The following is a 26,607-nucleotide window of genomic DNA, read 5'->3' as shown; positions in this document are numbered from 1 at the left end:
TTGATTGGTTAAAAATTTCATTACTTTTGAACGGTTAGTTATTAAATAGGATCGGTTAATTTTATTTAGAACTACGCTATACATACCCACAGCGCTCCAACGCTATGGGTATTTTTTTGCGTAAAGTTCTTGCGGCACTATATTACTGTGTCACAATCACCTCCTTTCCTGAAACTTTAAAGTGAACATCTTTGCTTTCAAGCATTTTTAATACCTGATTTAGTTTTAAGTCTTTTTGAATGGCACCCTGAAATTTTTCATCCGGAATTTTTCCTTTATAAATTACTTTGACATCATACCATCTTTCGATCTCCCGCATGATTTCATCATATTTTGCATTTTCAAAATAGAAAAGTCTGTTTTTCCAGGCGATGGCGAGTTCTGTATTTACTTCGGCAATTTTCATTGTATGCCTGTCGATTGTTACGGTAGTTTGCTGACCCGGTTTTACGATCATTGTATTATCGTCTTCGGTCACTTTGATTTTTCCTTCTAATAAAGTAGTTTTTAAAACCGGTTCATTTTCATAAGCCCTGATGTTAAAATGAGTTCCTAAAACTTCAACCTGCTGTCCGTTTGAGAAAACCTTAAACGGCATTTTTTCATTATGCGAAACTTCAAAATAAGCCTCGCCGGTTAAAACAACCGATCTTTCGTTTCCATCAAAATAAGTTGGATATTTTAAGGATGAACCAGCATTCATCCAGACATTGGTTCCGTCTGGCAATGCAATCTGAAAAGTTTTTCCGTTGGGAGTAATTAGCGTATTGTAGGTTGGTTTTCCGGTATGCTGATCGTTATTTTCATCATATCGAATGCTTCCGTCTTTATCTTTGGTAATTACCACACTTTGCTGGCTGGCGACAACTCCATTTTTCTGATCATTCAAAATTACTTTTGAACCGTCAGATAAAGTAAGCACTATATCATTAGAATTTTGAATTGTCTCTTCGGTTTCAATTGTTCCTTTTCCGGAATCAATTACGTTTGTTTTGGTTACTGTAAAATATCCAATTCCTAATAATAAAACCACAGATGCGGCAATGGCATATTTATAATACGATTTTCTACTTTTCTTAGGAGAAATTCTTTTGTCAACTGCCTGCCAGGCTTTATTAAGATCAAGTTCGGCTTCGCTAATTTCAATTTGGTAATTTTCCTTAACCTTTTCAAAATATTCCCTGTGCGAAGCTGACTCCTTGTACCATGTATCAAAAATCGATTCTTCTTCTGGGGAAAGAGTATCGTTTATTTTCGCTATGATGATTTTAAATTCCATTTTCAGAATCTCTTTAAATTAACAATTACTTAATGTAATATATTAGCAAGACAACCGAAAGATGAAAATGGGTGACAAAAAATTAATAAAAAGTGAAAAAAAGTAAAATTAGCCTAAAAAGCAAAATTTAACTTACAACAAGGGAGAAAACAAACTAAGCAGCAATGGTATAGCCTGATTGATTTTCTGTTTGGCACGTTTAAGCTGTGTCTTTACCGTGTTGACAGATATATCGAGCTTTTCTGCTATTTCGATGTATTTGTAATTTTCGACAAATTTTAGTTTAAAAATTTCCTGCATGCTTTCCGGAAAAGTTTCAATGATTTTTAAAATCTGGGTATATAAGATTCTTTTTTCTTCTTCAGAAATCATTTCAAAATCTTCTTCCCACACTAATATCGAGTTAAGATCGATTAAATTAATATCGTCTGTAATTTTTAGGGATTTAAGATAGTTCAGGCATTTATTGCGAACCATGGCATACAAATAGGCTTTTAAAGAAGATTTAATCTCAATATCGCCGGAGTTTTCCCATAGTGAAATAAAAACTTCCTGCACAACATCTTCACTCGCATCTTTGTCGTATAAAAAGTTATTGGCATACAAAACCATCCCTCTATAAAAATGATTAAAGACATTATTATAAACGGATTTATTCTTATTGCGAAGCTCTTCTAAAACTATATTTATTTCCAAAGTGAGAGTTAAAAAAATAATATGTTTGTGCAAAAAACAAATCTATATAAATTTAATTTATCCTGAAATATCATTCCAATTTCTTTGAATACTATCAAAACTTATCGCCAAAGTAGAACAATAATTGAGTAATAATAAAAAAACGAGATTTTAATTATTATAAAAAAACAATATTAGTACTTCTCTTACTCAATTCTGATATTGCATTAATACTATTAATCTTAGGCGATTTTTAAACTTAATACTATATGTACGTAAATTTCTCTTTTTAAGTTCCTGTTTTTCTGTTTAAAATATAAAGAAAACAAATTAATTTCAAAAAATGAACACTGTTCAAAAAATAATTTTATATTTGCAGAATAAATTATACAAATGAGTACTGCCGAAAGAAAAGCACGTGAAAAAGAAGCCTTAAAACTACTTATTCTACAAGGAGCCAAAAAACTCTTTTTAGAACGCGGTATTGAGCAGACAACCATTCGTAATATTGCTGATGAAATAGATTACAGCGTAGGAACTGTATATGTGTATTTTAAGGATAAAAATGCCATTTTACACGATTTGCACTCTATTGGCTTTGACGAATTAAGCGGTTATTTTAAAGAATTATTTTCGATAAAAGACCCTATGGAACGCCTTAAAAAAATGGGGTTTACCTATATTAAATTTGCCCTTGAGAATACAGAAATGTATGATTTGATGTTTATCGTTAAAGCGCCCATGGAGTTTATTGAAACCTCTGAAAAAGAAGCCTGGAATGAAGGTGTTGGCACTTTTGGCGCATTAAAAAGTACCGTAGAAGAATGTATGAATAAAGGCCATTTTAAAGGCAATACTTTAGAGCCTTTATCCTTTATGATCTGGAGCATGGTGCATGGCATGTGTTCTCTTGAAATACGCCAAAGAACAAAAGGTGTAAAATTCTCTAATCCGGATAAAATCTTGTTTGAAGGATATAATGAATATTTAAAAATAATAGAAAAGCTTTAAATTTTTTTGATCAAAAAAATGAACAATGTTCAACTAATAAACAATGTACAATAAAATGAAAAAAGTAATAACCCTAACGCTTTTTTGTTTTGGATTTCTAGGATATTCCCAAAGCAAACTCGACAATTACATCCAGATAGGATTAAAAAGTAATGAAGTCATCAAACAACATAATTTTGACATCAACAAAAGCATGTATGCGCTTAAAGAAGCTCATGCCCTGTTCTACCCCACTGTTTCCTTAAATGCCAATTATACCAAAGCAGATGGCGGAAGAACGATCGATATCCCGATTGGCGATATGCTGAATCCGGTTTACAATACCTTAAATCAGATTACCAATTCGAATGCATTTCCTTCTTTGCAAAATCAATCTGTGCTGATTAATCCGGATAATTTTTATGATGCCAAAATTCACACTACAATGCCTTTATTGAATTATGAAATTATTTATAACAAGAGGATTAAAAGCCAGCAAACTTCTTTACAGAAAATAGAACTTGAAATTTACCAGAGAGAATTGGTTAAGGAAATCAAAATTGCCTACTATAAATACCTGCAATCTATTGAAGGGATTAACATTTATCAGGATGCTTTAAAGCTGGTTAAGGAAAACCAAAGAGTGAACCAGTCTTTATTTAAAAATGATAAAATAAACCGTACCGCAGTTTTGCGAAGTGATAATGAGGTAATTCGCATCGAAGCAAACCTTGAAACAGCAAAACAAGTAAACAGCAACGCCAAAACTTATTTTAATTTTTTAATCAATCAAAAATTGGATAGCGAAATTGAAATTGATGCAAACGACGAAGCTACGCCTACTATTTTGGTAAATGAAAATACATCAAACCGCGAAGAGCTTTCAAAATTAACTCAGGTTAGCGAAATCAACAGTAATGTCAGCAAACTTACAGAATCGTATTGGTATCCAAAATTAAGCGGTTTTGCTGATTTTGGTTTTCAGGATTTTGATTTTGAAGTCAACAAACAATCCAGATATTATTTTGCAGGAGTTGGTTTAGAATGGAATATTTTTTCTGGCAACAAAAACAAATACAAACTAAAACAGGTTGAAGAAGACAGTAAAAAAATAAGTTCCCAAACCGATAATGTGAGACAGCAATTACTGCTTCAGTTTCAGGTATCCCAAAACAATCTCAAGTCGGCTCTGGAACAATTTAATGCAGATAAAAATCAAAAAGAATCTGCCAAAAAATACAACGATGACATCACCAAATTATACAAAGAAGGTCAGGCGATTTATATCGAACTGCTTGATGCACAAAATCAATGGGTTAATGCCCAACTCAATACCAATATCTCACTTTATAATTCCTGGATTGCTTTTGCAGAATTAGAAAGAGCCAATGCCACTTTTACTTTTAAATAATCCCAAAAACAAAAATTATGAAATCAAAAATTTACGAATACCTAAATAATAATTTTATACATAAAAAAGCATTAGCAATATGTCTTTTTGTATTTCCTGTTTTTTATGCGTGTCATGAAGAAAAAAAGAGACGAATCAATTTGAAAACAGCGAAACTGTTGCCATCAAAACAGCGACTGTCGAATCTCTTTCCTTAACGAGCAATATAAATGCCTCGGGTTTAGTTACTACTGAAAATTCTGCTAATTATGCTTTTAAAATTGGCGGCGTAATCAATAAGATTTACGTAGAAGAAGGTCATTTCTTCAAAAAAGGACAACTTCTGGCCACTTTGGATGCTACCGAAATTAGCGCAGGTTTAAACCAAACAGATCTCAATGTAAAAAAATACGAACGCGATTATAACCGTGCTTACAATTTGTACAAAGACAGCGTCTATACTTTAGAACAGCTTCAAAATACAAAAACCGGTCTGGACATTGCCAAAAAACAAAAAGATGCCGTAGCCTTTAATGCGCGTTATGCCAAAATATATGCAACTGCCAATGGTTTTGTATCGCAAAAATTAGCCAATGAAGGCGAAGTTGTGGCGCCCGGTTCTCCAATTTTAGCCATAAACGAAACGACTCAAAACAATAATTATTTATTAAAAATTGGTTTGACAGACAAAGAATGGGCTGCCGTAAAATTGGGGCAAAAAGCCATTGTAACCCTTGACGGTTATCCTGATAATCAATTTAATGCAACTGTTTTTAGAAAATCGCAGGCGGCAGATGCGGCACTTGGCTCTTTTCAGGCCGAATTAAAACTGGACATGAAAAACAGCAAACCGGCTGTAGGCATGTTTGGCAAAGCCGAAATACGTACTGATGCGACAAAAGATGTCATTACAATTCCGTATGATGCTCTTATTGAAGCCGATGGAAATAAAGCTTTTGTATTTATTGTAGCAAACAACAAAGTAAAAAGACAGCCTGTTTCTATTTTTAAATTTGAAAATAATACGGTTTATATCAAAGACGGCCTGCAAAAAACAGATCAGATTGTGATCTCCAACAGTGCTTATTTAAATGAACAATCAACGATCAAAATCATTAAATAATCATAAGATGAAGATAACAAACTTTGCCGTTAAAAATTATCAGTTTACGCTGATTATATTTCTTCTAGTGTCGGTTGTGGGGTATATCACGCTATTTTCGATGCCAAGATCTGAAGACCCTTCTACGCACCCGCCCCAATATCTTATTACGGTTATTTATCCCGGAACGAGTCCGAAAGATATGGAGGAACAAGTCGTAAAACCTATTGAAAATAAAATTTACGGACTTGAAAATATCGATAAAATCTTAACTACCGTCGAAGATGGTGTTGCCGCATTTCAGGTAAAATTTAAATACGGAGTTGATGTTGATAACAAATATCAGGAAATTTCGACTGAAATGAACGCGCTGAAAAACAGTGAACTTCCAAAAGATATTTATCAGATTAAAACAGAAAAAATTGCTTCTTCTGATGTAAAAATTCTTCAGGTGGCTTTGGTTTCTGAAAATGCTTCGGATAAAAAATTACGCAATGAAGCGGATGAATTAAAATCAAGACTTGAAAAAATTACCAATTTAAAAGACGTAAAATATTCCGGCGTACCGGAACAGGAAATTCGAATTGATCTTCAATTGGATAAATTAGCACAATTAAAAATTCCGTTGAATGTGGTTATGGGAAGCTTACAAAGTGAAGCCGCCGATATTCCCGGAGGAAGCATTGATCTTGATACCAAGGTTTTTAATGTGAAAACAAGCGGGAAATTTAAAAATGAAGAGGACGTTGCCAATACGGTTATTTACAACGCAAACGGAAAAATAATCTACATGAAAGATGTTGCCGAAGTAAGCTACAAATCTCAGACCGTAGATCATATTACCCGAATTAACGGACATCGCTGTGTTTTGGTTTCTGCCGGAATGAAAGACAATGTAAACATAACGGATGTTAAAAAACAATATGACCCAATTGTAGCCGAATTTACCAAAGAATTGCCGCAAAACATTAAATTGATTAACAACTTTGATCAGGCGAATATGGTTTCGCAGCGTTTGGGGCATTTGGGTTTTGATTTCGGGCTTGCCATTTTTCTCGTTATTATTACGCTTTTACCTTTAGGATCAAGAGCTTCTATAATCGTGATGATTTCGATTCCGCTTTCATTGGCTTTAGGATTAATTGCCATGAATGCATTAGGTTTTTCTTTAAATCAATTAAGTATTGTTGGTTTGGTTGTTGCGCTGGGTTTACTGGTGGATGACAGTATTGTTGTTGTCGAAAATATTGAGCGCTGGCTTCGTGAAGGCCACTCAAAAATGGAAGCGGTTTTGAAAGGCACAAAACAAATCGGAATTGCTGTTGTAGGATGCACCGCAACGCTGATTATTGCGTTTTTACCTTTGGCTTTTCTGCCCGATGTTGCAGGCGAATTTATCAAAAGTCTTCCAATGGCGGTTATTACGAGTGTTTTAGCGTCTATGGTTGTTGCCTTAACATTGGTACCTTTTCTTGGCAGCCGATTTTTAAAAACACACGATCACGCCGGTGGTAATATTTTTCTTCAGTACCTGCAAAAATTTCTAACGAGATCGTATCGTGATATTATGCCAAAAGCGTTACAATATCCTAAAACAACCATTGCAATTTCATTGTTATTGAGTTTTACAGCCTTTGGATTATTCAGTCTTACGGGATTTAAATTGTTCCCCACTTCTGAAAAGCCAATGTTTTTAATCAATATAAAAACACCGCTGCAATCGAATATTTCAGAAAGCGACAGGGTTACCAAAATGATAGAAGCAGAATTAAAAAACCATAAGGAAATCGCTTTTTATACTTCAAATGTTGGTAAAGGAAATCCGCAAATTTATTACAACATACATCCACAGGACAGAAAACCTGATTTTGCACAGATTTTTGTTCAGTTGGAAGATGAAGCAAAACCTTCTGCTAAAACGGAATTGATTGAAAATTTAAGAGAGAAATTTAAAACAATGCCATTCGCCAAAATCGAAGTAAAAGATTTTGAACAAGGTCCGCCGTTGGAAGCCAATATCGTGGTACGTTTATTTGGTGAAGACCAGAAAGTGCTTCGAAAACTGTCTTCTGAAGTAGAAAATATTTTAAGAAATCAGGAAGGAACAATTTACGTTAACAACGAACTAAATACGTATAAAACCGACGTTAAGGTAAAAATCAACAAAGAAAAAGCAAGAACGCTGGGTATTTTAACAAGTGAAGTCGATAAAGTGATTCGTCTTGCTGTTGCGGGATTAACCGTTGGAGATTATATTGACGATCGCGGCGATGCCAGAAATGTAACGCTCACGCTGCCAAGAGATAAGTTTGCCAATCTTGACGCCTTAAAAAACTTGTATGTCAATAATATTCAGGGAACTCCGATTGCGCTGAATCAGATTGCGACAATCTCTTTTGAAACTTCGCCAACAGCAATCAATCATTTTAATAAATCCAGATTCTCAAAAGTTACTGCAGTTTCTAAACATGGTTTTTATGCAAATGATTTGTTGGTAGACATTGTTCCTAAATTGGATAAATTAAAAATGCCAAAAGGATATTATTACAAATTGGCGGGTGAAAAAGAATCTGAAGGTGATTCGCTGGGAGGTAATTTTCTTTCGGTCATTATTTTGAGTACTTTTTTATTCATAGCGGTTTTATTGCTGCAGTTTAAAACCTTTAAAGGAATTATCATTGTATTGTCTATCATTCCGTTAGGAATTTTGGGTGGCGTAGTATTTTTGTTAATCGACGGAAGTCCGATGTCATTGGTGGCGATTATTGGTTTTATCGGCCTTTCTGGTATACAGGTCAAAAACTCACTTTTGCTGGTCGATTTTACCAATCAGTTGCGACAAGAAGGACATTCTATTGATGAAGCAATTGCTATTGCCGGCGAAACCCGTTTTCTGCCCGTTGTATTAACATCAATTACAGCAATCTGCGGACTTATTCCTTTGGCATTAAACTCAAATCCATTGATTGCGCCATTGGCTATTGTATTGATTGGAGGTTTGATAAGTTCCACTATTCTTTCCAGAATTGTTACACCGGTAATGTATAAATTAATACCTCCTAATCTTGATATTGAATAATTAGGATTGAAGAAGATTTGATAAAATGGAAATAAAAAACATTTTTTATAATCTACTAAATTACGCATCAAAAACAAAAAGGCTGTCAGACAGCCTTTATTTGTTTTTGTATAATAGCCTACTTTTATTGGGTAATTTTAAGTCTGAAAATCTGCAAACAATTTGCTGCCTTCTTCGTTGTCCTCAATAATAACAATTGTCCTTTTTATTCCTAAATTACTTTAACAGCGAAAGTATTTTAGTGAATACTTCATTATTTTCATATACTCCCTGAAAATCCTGCGAATGTGGCCCATAAGAAAATATAGGCACCATCGTGGCAGTATGGTCGTTTGTTATAAAGTCTCCTTCTATTTGGTGCTTTTTGATGTTTCCCTGTGGAATACCAAATCCGGAAGTTTCATGATCTGCTGTAATGACAACTAATGTTCCTTCGTTTTTATCGGCAAAAATAAGTGCCTGAGTTATGGCTGTATCAAAATCTATTGTTTCAGCTACTATTCCGGCAACATTGTTAACGTGACCAAAACTGTCAATTTGTGCGCCTTCGACCATTAGAAAAAAGGGTTTATTTTTTTTACTTAAAAATTCAAGGCTGTATTTTGTTGCATCTGCCAATACTTCTCCTCTTCCTTCTAAAACAGACGGCACTCTGCCCTGGGAAATAAAAACACCAATAGTATCAGCAGTTACGGTCAGCATGTCTTTTACTGATGGCAATACTTTAAATTTAGAATCTAATGCAATATTCTTAAAAGTAGAAGCCCCGCCTCCAACAAATAAGTTCAATTTACTCTTTAACAAATATTTAGCAATTACCTCTGTATTAGACCTTTCTATTGTGTGAGCATAAAAAGCAGCGGGTGTTGCTCCCGTAATTTCATCTGTTGTTATAACACCTGTAGAAAATTTTCTTTTTGTAAAATTTCCAAAATATTAGTGATGGGTTTTTGCAAACTATCTGTTCCAATGGCTCTGTTATTTGTTTTTTGACCTGTTGCCAATGCTGTTCCTGCAGCAGCAGAATCTGTTGTAAAATCGTCGGCAGATTGTGTTTTTATAAAACCAACGCTTTTTAATTGTGTTAATGACAATGCGCCGTTATTCGCCAAAACAGCCGAAGATATTTGAGATAAACCATTTCCGTCTCCAATTAAAAGAATTACATTTTTAACAGAACTGTTTTTTTGATCTGTTTTGTAAGTAGGTTTATAAACTGTTGAAGAATTTGCGGCTGTTATGAATCTCTTTGGTAAAAATCCAAGATATTGAACACAATTGTAAGGTGTGTCTGTGTTGATAATATCTACTCCTAATTCTGAAAATGCTTTCCAGGCACTTTTTGTATCCGGAGCACCCCAAAAACGGAATGGTTTATTGGTTGTTTTTGCTTTAGAAATAACTGAACTTACACGATCGTGATCTTCTTTTGTTAATTTTCCTAATCCATTCCAAACAGAATATTTTTTAAAATCTACACTAACCATCGCGACTTTTTCCCAATTTTCTTTTGAAATTGATTTCCCTAATTCCTGAAAATCAAAGTAAATAAAACTAGGATATTTTGTATAAGAATCTGAATTTGGTCTGTTTCCCGAAACGATGATTTTAATATTCTGATCTTCTGTGATCGTTTTATATTTATTTAAAACAGAAACGAGTTTGTTAAGTGTTGGTTCAGCATCCGTTTTAATGTCTATTAACAAAAATAATTGCTGCTCTTTTTTGTACTGCATTTTTAAAGCAGTTTCCAAGGGTTTTAAATACAAAGATTCTAATGTTCTCGAAGCGGTAATATTTTGCTGATCGTGAGCAACATATAAATCATTGTCTTTCAAAAAAATATCAGCTTCTATAGACGTTGCTCCGTTTGAATATGCATCCCAAAAAGGAATAGTATGATTGTAATCGTTGTGTGAATGTACTTTTACTAAATCTTGAGAATATATTGAATTTCCTGCTCCAAATAATAGTAGGAACAAGCTAATGAATAAAAATGATTTTTTCATTTGAAATAAATTAATGAATTGAAAAAAGCAATTGGGTATTGGGACAAAAAGGGTATTAGCGTAAATCATTTGCTTATTCTGACATCAGAATAAATTGATATTTTTTCTATCAGATTGTAGGTTTTCTGAAAGAAGAAAAACGTAAAAAAACAGGGTGCTTTAAAAATTCTAAACACCCTTGTTTTTAAAAAATAAACACAAGAAGGCTGCTGATTATATAGCAATGGCAAAAATGAACAGCCTTCAATTCAAAACAATTAAACAAATTTTTAATATCCTTTATTTTGTACTAAATATCCAGGCGTGTTTGAAGCTCCATCAATTGCTACCTGTGGAATTGGGAACAATCTGTGGTTTACATCTACATCTGATTTTTCAGTCCATTTATCTTCAAAATGGTTAAAACGAATTTGAGTAGTTCTTCTTAAACCTTCCCAATAAAATTCAAAACCATATTCTCTGTACAAAATATCTAAGTTAATAGCCGTAAGCGCAGCAGGAATTGGAGCACGTGCCGTTCTTGAAGTTCTCACGATATTCATATCGGCCAATGCTTCACCAATTTGTCCTTTTCTTAATTTAGCTTCGGCACGCATCATATAAATTTCAGCGTATCTAAGCAATACCATATCTACACTGCTGTATGTGTTTCCATCAGGAGAAGTATGGCTAAATTGATATTTAGACACTCTGTATCCGGCAGCGTGCGTACTGCCTTCGTTAGTAAAATCAACTTTAAGGGTAAGGTTCACATAACCTACGTTTTTGTCAGGTCCGTTTCCTTTAATTTGCTTAACCGGATAAATTCTGTATCCGCCATCGCATTTATAAAAAGCTCCATTGGCATCTTTTCTTGCTGCCCAAGGAATACCTCTCATGATTCCTCTGTCAATTTCAAAATCCTCAGCTTTTACACAGTAATAATGATTTTCGTCATTTAATGGTGAAAGTCCCGTAAGATCTTTTAAGTTGTCCGGCACTTTTGCATTATTTTTATAAAATCTTGAATCAGCATCTGCAGGATCTACGCTGCCATAAGCATCAACCCATGTTTGATAAAAATCTGACGTAATCGCCGGACCATCTGTTCCGTCTACGTTAATAGATTCTGGTCTTGCGAACATTGATCCCGGTATTGACCAGTATGCCCAACGGTTATGCTCGTCTGCCAAAACTCCACGCTGATCTATGGCAAAAATCAATTCAGGGTTTGAATTATTAGCATCATCAAATAAGTCAAAATATTCTGGAGATAAACTGAATTTACCTGAGTTTATAATGTTGTCAGTATATTTAATCACTTTATCCATATCTGCTGCTGCAAATGCAGGCGTTCCGTAAGGATCACGGTAAACAGCAGCATTTAAGTACAATCTTGAAAGAAGTCCCCAAACTGCAGACTGCGTCATTCTGCCCGGTCCTCTTGTAGTATTAATAACATCGGCAACAGACAACAACTCACTTTCTATATAAGAAACGGCGTCTTGTCCTCTCAATATTTCTGAGGTACTGGCCGATGATTCTTTTTTAAATACAAGTCCCCAGCTGTCCAATGTCTGCATATTTAGATACGCTCTCAGGGCTTTCATTTCGTAAAGCGCTCCTTGTGCTTCTGTATTTCCACTTTCTGCAAGAGGAGTCAATACTTCAATAGCAGATAATGTTCTCGAAATGTTTTTGGTAAGAGCATTCCAGGTACTTGTAACCAGGTCGTTGGTAGGTGTTGTAGTGTGCGCGTGTACGGCTAAATATTTACCTCCATCATACCAGTCAGTTCCTCCTCTGTATGGTAAAATACCTTCGTCACTTGCAATTAACTGCAAACCAAAATTGTTTGTATGATACCATGTCGATTTTAATTGACCGTAAGCGGGAGCAATTGCACCACTAATTGCCTCTGCCTGTCCTGCCCCATTTAAGGATTCGTCAAGGACATTTTCTTCTAAGTCAGTACAGCTCCAGGTAAAGAATAAACTGAATGCAAGTCCTGCTATTATTATTTTATTTTTCATGTTTTGTTATTTTTGATTAAAATGCTGCGTTTAAGCCAAATACAATAGTTCTGCTTCTTGGGTAACTGAAATAATCAATTCCAAAAGACTGAATTTCGCCTACTGAAGTTCCAGTATTAATTTCAGGATCATAACCGCTGTACTTTGTGATTACAAATAAGTTTTGTCCTGTAACCGAAAGACGAATGTTGTCCATTATATTATCAAGTCCGATTGTTTTTGGGCTTAAATTGTAACCCAGAGTTGCATTATTTAATCTTAAGAAACTTCCATCTTCTAAATATCTTGTAGAAACTGTATTTGAATTCGTAGATGCTTCGTTTAAATACTGCGAAGCCCTGTCTGTAGTATTAAAAGAATTTGCCAAACTTCCTCTGTTGAATGAAGACATTGCAACGTGGTTGTAGATTTTATTTCCCTGAGCTCCGTTAAAATTAGCTCCAAAATCAAAATTCTTATATTTCAAATTCAAATAAAACGCATAAATATAATCCGGTAAAGCACTTCCTGCAACGACACGGTCATTGTCCAGAATCTTACCATCGTTATTTGTATCTTTAAATTGGTTTAAACCATCAGCACCAATTCCGGTAAATTCAAGCATATAAAAAGAACCAATTGGCTGTCCGTTTAACACACCGTTTATCGTTGCTCCGGATTGTCCGCCTCCCTGTGCTCCTCCTGTAGTTAAAATTTGATAAGGTGAATTTTCTACTTTGTTGTTTGTAAAAGAGATATTTCCACCAATGCTATATGAGAAATCTTTGCTTTTGTCGCTGCTGTAATCTAAAGCAACCTCAATACCGCTGTTTTTGATTTCCATATTTGGAATGTTTGTCCAATATTTTGATGTAGGCTGAATTGGGTCTACCGGCGCTACTTCTAATAAAATATTCTCTGAAACTTTGTTGAAATAATCAACAGTACCTGATAATCTGTTATTTAATAAACTAAAATCTAAACCAATATTGGTTTGTGTTGAAACCTCCCATTGAATATTAGGATTGGCTAAACGTGTGTAGATTGAACCATAAGGATATCCGGCTAAATCTGTAGCAGATGGATCTAATGGATAAGTATCATATCCGCTGTTGCTTTCTGTGTAACTTGCTTTTGTAATTTTAGAAGGAATCTCCTGAGAACCTGTCTGACCCCAGCTTGCTCTTAACTTAAGATTGTTAAGAATTTCAGATTCTTTTAAAAAATCTTCATTCGTAATGTTCCAGCCTAAGGCAACAGATGGAAAATATCCATATCTGTTATTTTTACCAAATTTTGAAGAACCATCGGCACGCATCGTTGCTGTAAGCAAATATTTGTTGTCATAGCCATAGTTTAATCTTCCAAAGAAAGACTGAAGCTCATTTTCTACCGCAGATGAAGACTTGGTTCTAAGCTCAGTAGCTGCTTCGATTTGATTCTTTGGTTCAACACCATTGTCAGGGAATCCCTTAAAGTCGTAATTCTTTTGGTTTACTTGTATTTTCTGGTAAGACTGACCCGCCAAAACTGTAAAACTATGAACATCTTTACTAAAATTATACGTCAGTGTATTTTCGTATAAGATATTATTATTAGTAGTTGTAATATTGTTCAAAGTACTTTCGGTTGTATTAGTTGCCGAAGTATATGGTAAAACTTGTACGTCTCTTTCAGACATAGAATAATCAACACCAAGATTAAATTTGTACGTTAACCCTTTTATGAACTCATAAGATGGCGCGATATTAGCCAAAATACGATTGTTGTTGGTTTCATCAGAATAAATTCTCTGACTGATTAAAGGATTTACAGCATCATTGCTTAAGTTAACATTTGGTTCTCCATTCACAGAAATTGCATCAGTTGGGTTCATTGTCAACATGCTGCCCACTACACTTCTGGCGTCTGGTCTTGAATTTTCAAGTTTTGTTGCTGTCATGTTAAAAGCAACATTAAACTTATCGTCAAATGCTTTTTGGTTTAAATTTAAACGTCCGGAATAACGTTTTAAATCACTATTTTGTAAAACACCTTCCTGATTGTCTACTCCTACAGATGCTGCATAAGTTGATTTATCTGTTCCTCCGCTCATTGAGAAATTAACGTTTTGAGAAACTCCCGTTCTGGTTAATTCATCCTGCCAGTCTGTATTTGCTCCGCCGTCTTGTAAATTTCCGTTTACAGCAACAACTTGTTTTCTAAATTCATCGGCACTAAAAACATCAACTTTATTAGCCAATGTTGAAAATCCGGTGCTCATAGAAAGGTTTATTTTAGTTTGTCCTTTCGCTCCTTTTTTAGTTGTAATTACAATTACTCCATTTGCAGCTCTCGAACCGTAAATAGCAGAAGCAGATGCATCTTTAAGTACCTCAATACTCTCAATATCTTGCGGATTGATAAAGTTTAAAGGATTTGAAGCAACTCCATTGTTTGTGTTATCCAAAGCAAAACCGTCTACTACATAAAGCGGTGTTGTTCCTGAGCGTAAACTTCCTACCCCACGAATAATTATATCTTGTGAAGCACCCGGCTCACCACTTGCCCCAACAACGTTAACCCCGGAAACTTTTCCCTGAATCAATTGTCCGGCATTGGCCACCACTCCTTTGTTAAAATTTTCACTTTTTACAGAAGCGATAGCTCCGGTTACATCAGATCTTTTTTGAGAACCGTAACCTACAACTACTACTTCATTTAAAGTACTAACCTCTTCTGCAAGAGAAACAGTCAATTTTTGACTGCCAGAGAAAGAAACTTCTTTTGTTTTAAATCCTACGTAAGAAAAAACTAAAACACCATCATTTTGGGCTTTAATTTTAAAATTCCCATCAAAATCTGTCGTAACAGCTCCTTTTGGTTCTCCTTTAATATAAACAGAGACCCCTGGTACGGGTATTTTTTCAACATCAGAAACTACTATTCCTGATACAGTACCCTGCGCAAAGGAATGCGACATACATCCTAAGGCAAGAATTAACAATGCGTAAATTTTTTTCATTTAAATACTTTTTTAGTTTTGCCAAAAGTATTTTATGGATCCCGGCAATAGGAGGACTTTTGTATTTCAAAAGTGGACTTTTATTGCAATTTAGGACAGATTTAACGGTAAAAAAGGGTAATTTTAGTTCATTAACATTAGGCTAACTTTCTGTAAATGCAGCCCTAACAAAAACCTACGCGCTATATTCTTTATATTCCTTCGGACTTTTGCCAAAATACTTTTTAAATGAGCGTCCAAAGTATTTCGGATCGTTATATCCGCACTCAAAACTGATCTCAGATATGTTCAGTCTTTTCGTTTTTAGCAAAACTTCTGCTTTTTGTAATCGAAGCGACATTAATATATCCAAAGGAGACTGATTTAGGGTTTCTTTAAACAAACGATAGCATTTTACCCTCGAAATTCCCAATTGCTCCACAAGCATTTCTACATTAAAAGACGGATTTTGTAATTCTTCCTTAATTATTTCTAAAGCCCTTTTTAAAAGTTTTTCATTTGGTGTAATATGTTCATTATCTTCCGTAAGAATCTCAAATATTTTTTGCTGAATTTTATATTCTCTCAAAGGCTCTGCATTTTGATTGATCAGGCTATCAATTTTCTTTCTGATAAATGATGCTCTCACGGGCAATTTAATGTGTGTGTCGATACCAATTTCTAATAATTGCTCGTCTAATTCATAATTAATATCTTCTGAGATATAAATCATGGGGCTTTTTATATTGGTATTTTCTTTGTTTGTTTTTAAAAAATGAATCAGGTCATTGGAGAATGCTGCCTGATAAAAAACCAAAGCGGCTATATCAATCTGCTTTGTTATTGCATTTAAATTAGAAACCGAACTTTCAAAAATCAGGTTGTAATTTTCGCTTTCCAAAACCTGATTTGCGGCGGCATTATTAAATTGATCACCAAAAACCAAAAGACATTTTTTATCGGAAGAAAACTGATCTTCATAATTAAAATTTTTCCAGGAAATTGTTTCTTTAAAGTTAGTTTCAGGATCAACAACTTCTATCGGAATTAATATTGTGGTTTGAAATTGTTCTTCTGAAGATGGAATCAATTCTCCTTCCAGATCTTGTATTAAAACCTGTAAAGCCCTGAAATATGGACTATAATGTACAATATTGTGCCAATTGTTCTTTAAAATTACACTATCAGAAACTGCATTAATTTTTAAAAAATTATTTTCATACGTAATTGCAATGCTTAAAGTGCTGTCTCTGTCTGAATACTTGCAGAAATCATTAAAAAAATACTGCAATGCCAGTTTTAAACGCAATACATCAATAACAGCAAAACAATCTGTTTTGTCTATTTCACAATTAAAATTAACCTGATTAAACTGCAGCTCTTTCTTTAGTTTTTCAACATTATTTTTTAAAACAGGGAACAAATCGGCAGCTGTTTTCTTTATGGGGCCAAGATCTTTAACGTGTTCAAGGTAATTCCATTCAGAAATAAGGTTCATCAATTTACCAGATTGTGACATCAGGGCGCGCTGGGTTTCAGTATCCTTTTTAAACGAACTTGAGATTTCAATTATTCTCGCTATCGGATCCTGAAATTCTGCCAGCATAAAAGTCTTAAATTTTTCAATTTCAAAATTTTCGTTTTTAAAATTGCTGTGCAGAATCAAAAGTTTCTCTTTTTGTTCTTCTATTTTTTTATTTTTTTTATCCAGTTCTGCATTAATTTCTTCGAGGTTTTTTTTCTGCTTTTCAATAACATTAGTTCGTGCTTTTACAAGTTCTTCAAGATATTTTTGCTGCTCAAGCGCTCTTTTATTTTTGACATAAATTACTATTACGCAAACAAGCAATATAAAACCTGATAACAGGATATAAAACAATACCGATTCATAAAATGCTTCGGTAATGTGAAGCGTAAAAAATGCTGGTTCAGGAATTCCGTTTTTGCCCTGTTTTATCATAAAGGCATAATCTCCGGAAGATAAATCAGTATATTCGATTTTATTGTTAGCACCCAAAGAAATCCATTGGTCATCATTTCCTTCGAGCTTGTAATAAATATCGCTTCTTTTGGCTTTTGGAAATAGTATAGGTATTATTTCAATTTCCAATTCATTATCACTAAAGCTTTTTTCTATTTCTGCCGGATAATTTTCATTACCATCGATTTTTAATTTTACTCTTGCTTTTGAATTTCCGGTGTGAATGGTTCCCGGATTAAAATAATTAAGTCCGTTTATGCCTCCAAAAAACAAATTCCCCTTTGAATCCTGATGATAAGCTCCTTCAGAAAATTCGGGCGCCTGCCAGCCGTGATTCGGGTTATAAGAAGTTATGGTATATTTTTTCTTGTCAATAGAAGCAAGTCCTTTTGTGGTGCTAATCCAGATTTTATTTCCATTATCAATAAGTCCATAAACCATATGACTTGGCAGTCCTTCAGACTCTGTAATATTTTTTATTACCCCGGTCTTTTTATTAAAAACGGTTATACCTCCCAAAGAAGCAATCCAGTAATTATCTGATTCATTATCTACAAAAACAGAATATACACTATTGCCTAAAATTCCATCTTTGGTAGTGATTTTTTTAAGGCATTCGTGGTTAAATTAAATACAATCACTCCATTATTTTCTGTCGCCAGTATAAGGTTTTGATTGTTTTTTTTGACGCATCTTATATTGTATTTATTTAATAATTCCTGGCCTTTAAATGTTTCAAACTTTCCGGTTGTCAAATTAAATTTGGCCAAACCTCCCCAACATCCCATCCAAAGCTGTTTGTTTTGATCTTCAAACATAGAATAACATCTGTTAACGGGCATTCCTTTAATATTGCTTGTTTCATAGCTGGTACATTTAGTATCCGAAATACGTAAAATTCCTTTGTAAGTTCCGGCCCAAACTGTTCCATCGCTTGACGTAAACAAAGTTCTTATTCGTTCCCAATCCGGACTTGAAGCGGCTTTGTCTATTTTAAATTTTTCATATAAGTGGCTTCTGTCATTGTAGCAATAAAGTCCTCTTGTATAATAACCCAACCAGATTTTTCCTTTACTGTCTTTGGTAACTGCTCTTATTGTTTCATCCGGCAGATTAGGTTCTTTTATAGGATGCGGCATAACAGAATTTATTTTTTCAGAACCGGTAAATGCCATACTCAAACCGCCATCTTTTTGCCCTAACCAGATATTTCCAAAATCATCCTCATGAAGCGTTTCTATTTCATTATTTGTAAAGGAATATGGCGCATACAAATCAGAAGTAAAATGTTGTATGTTATTTTCATCAGATTCATTTGTAATGATATACAATCCGTTTTCACGAGTGGCAAACCATATATTTCCTAGCTTGTCTTTTAAAATATCGTTGATAATAAGTTTAGGATATTTTCTAAGCAAAATACTTTTTAGATTTTCAAAATCTGTTCTTTGCACATTATTTTGAGATATTTCAACAAAAGAATTATTTTTAAATTCATAATAAGCCGTACTTGTTTCTACTACTATATTTCCCTTTTGAGACAAATGAATCCCTTTTGGAGTACTTTTGAACTTAAATGCTGCAAATTCATCATTTCCAAGATATTGGTTTACGTTACCTTCTTTTGTAATGAGCCAGATTTGCCCAAGGGCATCTTTTTGCAATTTTGTAATGTAGTTACTTGAAACTGTTTTATGATCTTTAAAATTGTTCTTAAAAATCTTAAAGCTGTAACCATCAAAATAATTCAGACCGTCCCAGGTTGCAATCCACAGGCCGCCATCTTTATCGCTTTCTATATCAAGTACCGAATTATTTGATAAGCCCTGGTTTGTTGTAAAGTTTTCAAATTTTATCTGTTGTCCAAAAGAATATAGTGTAGAAAGACAAAATAGTAGTAATACTCGAATCATTGTATATTATTTAACTCGCAAGTTTACAATTGCAAGTTAATTTAAACATGAACTGTGTGTTAAGTTAAAAATGAAGCGAAATGTAAAATACATTGTAACAGTCTTGATTCTTTTAAAATAAAAAAACCTGCAATTGCAATGCAGGTTATATTTATAGTAAAGTTCCAGTTGTTTTTTATAATCACGAAGTTTAGTCGGCTTTATATTTATTATTCCAATATAACATTAGGAGTAATGTAACAATTATGCACGAAGCAGTTCCCTCAAAAAACAAACACAAAGAATATGTTGCTACCGATGGCTCGCCTCCAAACATAAACGCTTCAGATAATGATTTTACGTATTTGTCACCTCCTTTAGCATAACTATAAATAAGCAATGCTATAATACTAATAACCACTCCTGTAAAAGAAGTTACCATAGCCGAAATTGCGTTGGGAACAAAACTGTTCTTACCATCAGCAAGATTCATTTTTAAAGTTCTGTTTACACCATAAAAAATAAAAAGTACATTTAATAAACGCAGATAAAATAGATGAGCAAGATTTAAAACTTCCAGCAATAAAAAGAAAGCAGCAATTCCTAAAAATATATAAATCCCGTTAATAATTTCTCTAGGTATTTTCATAATAAGTTATTTTTAGTTAAAAAATGAACATTGTAATAGGCCAGTAATTTTATATCTCAAATTAAATAAAAATGAAAGAGAAAAATTCTACTATTCCATGCCAAAAATTACAAAATGTCCATAAATTCTTAAATACAACTTCAAAGTAAACAACTGATAATAATACAATTAAAGATAAAAAAAGTGTAATTTATTCTTATTTGTTGTCTATAGATTTGTAATGAACTCAATTGCTAATTAATAAGTGTAGTCCCTACGGGACAAAAAATGGCACAAATAAATTGATTTCTACCAATATGTAATCTCTCCGAGATATTTTTATTACTCCGTTAGGAGTTAAATATTGGTAGAAACGAAAGGCACGCCCTGAATATCCCGTAGGGATTATACTTTTTTTATTAGCAACTTGAATTAATTATTAACTATAAACTTATTATTATGAATACTTCATACCACAGAAACGACAGATCAGATAATCAGGCGAATAAATCTGAAACCATGGAGAGCAAGGATACTATACTAAATCAGGATCAGGCTGATACTTCCGGAAAAAGAGATCAATATAATGAGAAATCTAATGAGCATCCAATTCAGCATAGACTGGATGATAACGATAATATTGATCCCGATTTTCAAAAAAACACCAATAGACCGCAGTATCTGGATGAAGATTTAAAAAAGGATAATGATCCCGACAGAAGAACTTTGGATGAATATAATGCAACTACTGCCGAACCTGAAGATGATGATACCTATACAGAAGATGATGTAAATAGATAAATCTGTATATAAAAATCGGGATTTTATAAAAAGTAATTTAAACCGTTGGACAAAATCCGGCGGTTTTTATTTTGCTGATAACAATCTGTTATTTACGAAAATATGCTAATGTATTCTTAATCATTTCTTTTTGAAATAAGCGTTTTAAACTATTTTACCTAATTTTACAGCAATCCAAATCTTATCAAATGAAACGTTCCGGCACAGCAGATCTTCCTTTACATTATGGGCATGTTCCATTGTGGCTTGCTGAACGAATGTCTAAACTTGGTTTTGCCATTGTAGAAACGATTGCTTTAGAATTTTCTACTTCTGAAGTAATAAGCAAACTAAGTAATCCTTTTTGGTTTCAGAGTTTTGGTGCCGTAATGGGCATGGATTGGCATTCTTCGGGCATTACAACTTCTGTACTTGGAGCCTTAAAAAAATCAGTAAACCCGCATTCAAAAGAATTGGGAATATATATTTGCGGAGGCAAAGGCAAACATTCCATGCTAACTCCGCAGGAACTTTTATTTGTTGGCGAAAAAACAGGCCTTGACGGAAATAATCTTGCCAATTGCAGCAGACTAACTGCCAAAGTTGACAATACGGCCATTCAGGACGGATTTCAATTGTACCAGCACAATTTTATCGTTGATAATAAAGGACAATGGGCGGTTATTCAGCAAGGAATGAATCCTGACTCGCAAACTGCCAGAAGATATCATTGGCATTCGCAAGATTTAAAATCCTTTATAAATGAGCCACATACCTTTATTTATGGCGAAAATCAAGGCATAATCTTAAATCTTACGGCTGAGGCAGCCACAAAATCCAGAGAAGGCATTTTAGAATTATCTAAAGAATCTCCAACAAGAATCATGAAAGAAATGCAGCATCTTTCTATGCCTGCACATCACGATGTGAGAATGGAAGATGTAAATATGAAAAGATTGGGTGCAATGTTATGGGCAACCCACGAAAATAAACCGGAAGATTTTGAAGAATTATTGCTTTTGAAAGGAATGGGGCCAAGAGCTTTGCAATCGTTAGCATTGGTTAGCGAAATAATTTACGGCACTCCTACCCGATTTGAAGATCCGGCACGTTTTTCTTTCGCTCACGGCGGAAAAGACGGACATCCGTTTCCTGTTCCTGTAAAAATTTATGATGAGACAATTGATACTTTGCAAAGGGCAATTAATCGTGCTAAAATTGGAAATAGTGACAAAATACAGGCGATTCAAAAATTATCAGAGATTTCAAGAAAAGCCGAAGAAAGTTTTACACCCAATTCTAACTTCGATGCCCTGATTCAACGAGAACGCGATGAATCGCATAAATATGGAGGAAGAACTATTTTTGGTGATGCCAAACCTCCAAAAAGCAAACCTTCAAACCCTAATAATCAATTGGAATTATTTTAAACTGATAACAGGTTTCAGCAAAAAAAATCCCATTTCGATAATGAAATGAGATTTTAAAACCCTTTGTAATTGTTTTAACACATAGAAACATAGATTTTGCATGCTCAAAAAAGGCGTTTCACTTGCATAACAAATCCCGAAGCTTCGGGACTATGTGTGAGAAACAAGTTTCTTTTGGATTTACTTTTTCAAAATCATAAAATCTATGTTTCTATGTGTTTAATTAAATTTTATACATTACACCCAACGGGTTAAAAAAAGCGTTTTTTTATTACCCGAGCTCAAACCATTTTTGCACCTCTTTTTCAATATTTTCTCCAATTATAACATTCTCAAATTCATTAGAAGAACTATTGTATTTGTAATCCTTTTGCCATTCCTGATAATTTTGCGCAACTTGCTTTACAGCATCACAAATAAACAAAAGTTCTTCATTTGTCATGATTGGATGCAGAGATAAACGAACCCATCCCGGTTTATTGGTTTGATTTTTCTGAAGCAATTCGTTGGTAATTTCCTTTGATTTTTCTTCGTCAATATCAAACAAATAATGCGCATACGTGCTGGCGCAGGACCAACCGCCACGAACCTGAATTCCGAAACGGTCATTTAAAAGTCTCACAACCAAATTGTAATGAATGTTTTCAATTATAAAAGAAACGCAGCCAATTCTTTCGGTTGTAATATCTCCTAAAATAGATAAACCCGGAATTTTACTAAACGCTGCATAACAAAGATCAAGCAATTCTTTTTCTCTGTTTTTTATGTTTGCTACTTCCATCTGGTCTTTTAGTTCCAGAGCCAAAGCAGTTCTTATTACCTGCAAAAATCCCGGAGTTCCGCCATCTTCTTTTACTTCTATTATGTCACTATATTGGTATTCTCCCGATGGATTTGTCCATTTTACGTTTCCTCCGCCCGGATTATCGGGAATGTTACTTTTGTATAATTTTTCATTAAAAACCAAAACCCCGCAGGTTCCGGGACCGCCCAGGAATTTATGTGGAGAAAAGAAAATCGCATCCAATTGTTGTTCAGGATCTTCGGGATGCATATTAATTTTTACATAAGGTGCCGAAGCTGCAAAATCAACAAAACAAAAACCACCATTTTGATGCATGATTTTTGCCAATTCATGATAAGCCGTAATTATTCCGGATACATTTGAGCAAGCAGTAAAAGAGCCGATTTTTAGTTTTCGGTCTGCGTATTTTTTTATTTTTTCAGCGAGAATTTTGGGGTTTACCAAATTGTTCTCGTCGGCAGGTAAAATAACCACATCGGCATTGGTTTCATACCACGGAACCTGATTAGAATGGTGCTCCATGTGCGTAATAAAAACAACTGGTCTATCTGTTTTATCGATAGTTTCAGAATGCAATTTATTATCGGCAGTACGCAACCCCAGATAACGCTGTAATTTAGATAAAGCTGCTGTCATTCCGGTTCCTGTGGTAACCAAAACATCAGATTCATTAGCATTAACGTGTTTTTTAATTATTGCCCTTGCATGCTGATAAGCATACGTCGAAGCTTTTCCGGTTTGACTTGAAAATGAATGCGTATTGGCAATCATCGGGCCTATTTTATTGAGCATTATATCTTCAATCGGAATATATAATCTTCCGCTGGCAACCCAGTCAGCATATAATAAATTTTGCTTTCCGTAAATGGATTCAAAAATGTGATTTACTCCTATTGTATTTTCTCTAAATTTCGAAAAATACTTTTCTAATTGGCTTGTTTTTACTTGCTTCTCAATAACATTCATTTCCCTATCATTTTAAATTAACATATTTTATTTCTGGTTGAATCTTTCAAAGATTTCAAATTTTCAAAGTGATTTTTTATGGTTTTGTAGCCGATTTTTTACCGCAGAGAACGCAAAGATTTTTATCTAAGAATGCCTTAAAAAGCACAGAGTTCGCAAAGCTAAATCAATACAAAGTTTTGCGCCCTGAAGCTTCGGGATGTCTTTTATAAAAGCTAAGAATAAAAAACTTAGCGTTCTCTGCGGTAATTTTTTTCTTTCTCCACAGGTCTTGGGATTGATCCTATTTCATAATAATTTAGTTTAAAATTGAACATACATATCCCTGACCAATTGGAAATGGTCTAACGTAACGTCAATAAAGGGAAATAGACTGGAAAAAATTACCTGCCGTGCATTCGAAAAACTAAAAAATTGTTTTCCCGGGATAGCAAATTGGTTTCTTTAAAATTGGCGTATAATAATAGCTCAGCTTTCATTTTAATGATAAAAAAATTAAATATTGATGAGCTTATTCAGATTTACTAAAAGAAATCTTTCTTATCTGTCCGCCGTAGCGGAAGGATTTAGCACCTTATTTGGCAACAGGTTGCTAAGACATCATCGGGCCTATTCCCTCAGTCTTTCTGGATAAGTCATGTAGAAATTTTCTACTCTGCAAATATATATAAATTCTATCGAATTAATATAGTTTAAAACTGTTTTTTTTAATTTTTAACAATAAATAAAGTATTACGCATTGTACGATCTCTTTTCTGAACAATAAACACTTCAAACAATTGACATAAATCCTTTGTTTCTATGACCTATTATTTAGTTGAAATGAGCATCTTTGCATATCGAAAAATAAACTTATTTAATGATAAAAATTACACCCGAATTATCTTTTCCATTAAAAGATGTATTATTCTCATTTGCATTAGAATCTGAAGCAGCAGATGTTTTTGTTGGTCAAAATACGCTCATTACCGGAATCGGAAAAGTAAATGCAGCTTATGAATTAACTAAAGCTATTCAGAATAAAAAACCATCCTTAATCGTTAATCTTGGATCAGCAGGAAGCAATTCTTTTCAAAAAGGCGATATTATTTGCTGTACTAAATTTGTGCAAAGAGATATGGATGTGAGAGGTTTAGGGTTTGCGCAATATGAAACTCCGCTTTCTGATTTACCAATGATTCTTAACTATGGTTTGGCAATGGATAACCTGCAAATAGGCATTTGTGGAACAGGTGATAGTTTTGAAATGGGTCATGCCACCAAAATCTACGACGTGGTAGATATGGAAGCTTACGCCCTTGCCATGATTGCCATGAAAGAAAATATTCCGTTTTTATGTCTAAAATATATTTCAGATGGTGCAGATGACAATGCCGCTGATGATTGGGTTATTCAGGTTCACAAAGCCGCAGCAGCTTTTGGAAACATTTTACAACTCAATAAGAATAATATTTCGCTATAATTTAGTTTTAGAAAAAAGATTTAAAACACGGATTTCACGAATTTGCACGAATTTTTAATGTTGATCTAAAAAAAATAATTCGTGCAAATTCGTGAAATCCGTGTTTTTTTTAACTTTATAAACATTACCAACGGTTTCAACCGTTGGGAAATATAATATTTTATTCTGCATGTCTCCCAAGGTTGAAACCTTGGGCTATATTCATCTCTCTTTCTTTCTTCTATTCTCTTTCTTCTATTCTCTTTCCTCTATTCTCTTGCTTCTATTCTCTTCCTTCTTAATGCGATTTCTTCAAATATTCATCAAATGCCTTATTTGGATCTGAAGTTGCGTATTCATTTTCCGGTTCCGGAATTACGTGAATCTTTGAATCTTTTAAGGATACAATGGCAGAACAAACATAGACCCCTATTTTTCCTTCGCTGTATTTAAAATCCAATAAAGTCAATTTTACCACTTCATTGATCGATACTTCGTAATAATTTCCGTGACGGATTATTTTAAAATAGATTTCTTTTTTGTCGACAATTTCAAATTGATTCGTTTGAATATTTTCGAAGATGAAATTGTTTTTGACGTCTTTTTCATTAAATCCCCACGCTCGAAACTGGACAAAACCATTTACAAAATCAATCGAAACATAATAGGCAGTTCCTTCTTCATCACACTCAATTACAAAGCCTGTTTTTCCCATTCCTTCAACCGCCAGTGTTCCTTCCCACACAAAATCATTGGATGGTTTTTCAAAACAAAAAACTTCATAACCGCTTCGGCATCCAAAGCGCCACTTATTTTCATGTTCTAAAACAAAATTTGCAGATGGATTTCCTAAAATAGGCACCGGAATTGGTAAATTCTTTTGCGCAATTGTTCTCTGATAAATCGTTTCCCAATGGTGATAAGTTTTTAATAAAAGTCTGCCGCTGGTATCAACATCTAATTGTTTTGGTGGCGGAATTACGCGATGTGTGTTGACATTTCCTCCCACAAAATAAAAATTGTAGATCAAAAAATAATCGCCTTCTTTTACAATTCTTGCAGCATAATTACCTTGTGGCATCAGCACATTATTATGAAAAGCATGATATTCTCCCTTAAAATCAGGAGAGAACCAATAACGAACTTTAATATCTTCGCGAATCGAACCCAATAAATAATGCATTCC

The 26,607-nt window shown here is 34.0% G+C and carries 18 protein-coding genes, 1 pseudogene and 1 riboswitch; of the genes and pseudogenes, 7 read left to right on the top strand and 12 right to left on the bottom strand.

The annotated features are described in order from the left end of the window. Positions 1-142: 142 nt before the first annotated feature. Entirely contained in the window at positions 143-1,279 is a 1,137-nt protein-coding gene (locus tag ACZZZT_RS14640) for a FecR family protein (RefSeq protein ID WP_463460933.1), read from the bottom strand. 132 nt (positions 1,280-1,411) lie between these two features. Further along, the gene (locus ACZZZT_RS14635; protein WP_463460932.1) at positions 1,412-1,975 is read right to left on the bottom strand and encodes an RNA polymerase sigma factor; all 564 of its coding nucleotides are present in this window, start codon (positions 1,973-1,975) and stop codon (positions 1,412-1,414) included. A gap of 372 nt (positions 1,976-2,347) precedes the next feature. Between ACZZZT_RS14635 and ACZZZT_RS14630 the strand changes: the two genes are divergently transcribed. The 4 genes from ACZZZT_RS14630 (at position 2,348) to ACZZZT_RS14615 (ending at position 8,515) form a co-directional block, all read left to right on the top strand. Then, positions 2,348-2,965 carry a TetR/AcrR family transcriptional regulator gene (locus tag ACZZZT_RS14630; RefSeq protein ID WP_463460931.1) on the top strand — a complete coding sequence of 206 codons (618 nt, stop codon included), beginning with the start codon at positions 2,348-2,350 and terminating at the stop codon, positions 2,963-2,965. A gap of 55 nt (positions 2,966-3,020) precedes the next feature. Continuing rightward, positions 3,021-4,355 carry a TolC family protein gene (locus ACZZZT_RS14625; RefSeq protein WP_463460930.1) on the top strand — a complete coding sequence of 445 codons (1,335 nt, stop codon included), beginning with the start codon at positions 3,021-3,023 and terminating at the stop codon, positions 4,353-4,355. A gap of 163 nt (positions 4,356-4,518) precedes the next feature. Beyond that, entirely contained in the window at positions 4,519-5,457 is a 939-nt protein-coding gene (locus ACZZZT_RS14620) for an efflux RND transporter periplasmic adaptor subunit (RefSeq protein WP_463462441.1), read from the top strand. A gap of 7 nt (positions 5,458-5,464) precedes the next feature. Continuing rightward, the gene (locus ACZZZT_RS14615; protein WP_042567200.1) at positions 5,465-8,515 is read left to right on the top strand and encodes an efflux RND transporter permease subunit; all 3,051 of its coding nucleotides are present in this window, start codon (positions 5,465-5,467) and stop codon (positions 8,513-8,515) included. A 216-nt stretch (positions 8,516-8,731) separates the two neighbouring features. Here the strand turns inward: ACZZZT_RS14615 and ACZZZT_RS14610 are convergent, their stop codons facing one another. The 8 genes and pseudogenes from ACZZZT_RS14610 to ACZZZT_RS14575 form a co-directional block, all read right to left on the bottom strand. After that, positions 8,732-9,304 (bottom strand): alkaline phosphatase, encoded by a 573-nt coding sequence (locus ACZZZT_RS14610; protein WP_463460929.1) that lies wholly within the window; start codon positions 9,302-9,304, stop codon positions 8,732-8,734. A 24-nt stretch (positions 9,305-9,328) separates the two neighbouring features. Beyond that, positions 9,329-9,394 (bottom strand): annotated as a pseudogene (locus tag ACZZZT_RS14605) (hypothetical protein); the annotation flags it as partial. 11 nt (positions 9,395-9,405) lie between these two features. Continuing rightward, a complete protein-coding gene (locus ACZZZT_RS14600) occupies positions 9,406-10,524 on the bottom strand; it encodes a phosphatidylinositol-specific phospholipase C/glycerophosphodiester phosphodiesterase family protein (protein WP_463460928.1) in 1,119 nt (372 codons plus the stop codon). A 269-nt stretch (positions 10,525-10,793) separates the two neighbouring features. Continuing rightward, on the bottom strand, positions 10,794-12,536 hold the full coding sequence (locus ACZZZT_RS14595; RefSeq protein ID WP_463460927.1) for a RagB/SusD family nutrient uptake outer membrane protein: 1,743 nt from the start codon (positions 12,534-12,536) through the stop codon (positions 10,794-10,796). Between the two features lie 16 nt (positions 12,537-12,552). Then, the gene (locus tag ACZZZT_RS14590) at positions 12,553-15,519 is read right to left on the bottom strand and encodes a SusC/RagA family TonB-linked outer membrane protein (RefSeq protein ID WP_463460926.1); all 2,967 of its coding nucleotides are present in this window, start codon (positions 15,517-15,519) and stop codon (positions 12,553-12,555) included. Between the two features lie 175 nt (positions 15,520-15,694). Further along, positions 15,695-17,998: a helix-turn-helix domain-containing protein gene (locus ACZZZT_RS14585; RefSeq protein WP_463460925.1), complete on the bottom strand. Its 2,304-nt coding sequence runs from the start codon at positions 17,996-17,998 to the stop codon at positions 15,695-15,697. Positions 17,999-18,057: 59 nt separating this feature from the next. Beyond that, positions 18,058-19,392 (bottom strand): ligand-binding sensor domain-containing protein, encoded by a 1,335-nt coding sequence (locus ACZZZT_RS14580; RefSeq protein ID WP_463460924.1) that lies wholly within the window; start codon positions 19,390-19,392, stop codon positions 18,058-18,060. A gap of 190 nt (positions 19,393-19,582) precedes the next feature. After that, complete coding sequence (locus ACZZZT_RS14575) at positions 19,583-20,020, bottom strand: hypothetical protein (RefSeq protein WP_042566831.1); 438 nt, start codon at positions 20,018-20,020, stop codon at positions 19,583-19,585. Between the two features lie 438 nt (positions 20,021-20,458). Between ACZZZT_RS14575 and ACZZZT_RS14570 the strand changes: the two genes are divergently transcribed. Together ACZZZT_RS14570 and ACZZZT_RS14565 are read left to right on the top strand one after the other, a co-directional pair. Further along, complete coding sequence (locus ACZZZT_RS14570) at positions 20,459-20,800, top strand: hypothetical protein (protein WP_463460923.1); 342 nt, start codon at positions 20,459-20,461, stop codon at positions 20,798-20,800. A 188-nt stretch (positions 20,801-20,988) separates the two neighbouring features. Then, positions 20,989-22,209: a DUF763 domain-containing protein gene (locus ACZZZT_RS14565; RefSeq protein ID WP_463460922.1), complete on the top strand. Its 1,221-nt coding sequence runs from the start codon at positions 20,989-20,991 to the stop codon at positions 22,207-22,209. Positions 22,210-22,480: 271 nt separating this feature from the next. On the opposite strand, the gene ACZZZT_RS14560 is transcribed toward ACZZZT_RS14565, so the two are convergent. Then, the gene (locus ACZZZT_RS14560) at positions 22,481-23,980 is read right to left on the bottom strand and encodes an aminotransferase class V-fold PLP-dependent enzyme (protein ID WP_463460921.1); all 1,500 of its coding nucleotides are present in this window, start codon (positions 23,978-23,980) and stop codon (positions 22,481-22,483) included. Between the two features lie 537 nt (positions 23,981-24,517). Further along, a riboswitch (SAM riboswitch) is annotated at positions 24,518-24,617 on the bottom strand. 222 nt (positions 24,618-24,839) lie between these two features. Between ACZZZT_RS14560 and ACZZZT_RS14555 the strand changes: the two genes are divergently transcribed. Continuing rightward, positions 24,840-25,442, top strand: a complete 603-nt coding sequence (locus ACZZZT_RS14555; protein ID WP_463460920.1) for a 5'-methylthioadenosine/S-adenosylhomocysteine nucleosidase family protein — start codon at positions 24,840-24,842, stop codon at positions 25,440-25,442. 277 nt (positions 25,443-25,719) lie between these two features. Here ACZZZT_RS14555 and ACZZZT_RS14550 read toward each other — a convergent pair whose 3' ends face one another. Continuing rightward, positions 25,720-26,604 carry a hypothetical protein gene (locus tag ACZZZT_RS14550; RefSeq protein WP_463460919.1) on the bottom strand — a complete coding sequence of 295 codons (885 nt, stop codon included), beginning with the start codon at positions 26,602-26,604 and terminating at the stop codon, positions 25,720-25,722. Positions 26,605-26,607 lie beyond the last annotated feature (3 nt).

Source organism: Flavobacterium sp. AC274, from assembly GCF_979258275.1.
This window is presented reverse-complemented; position numbering and strand designations above follow the sequence as displayed.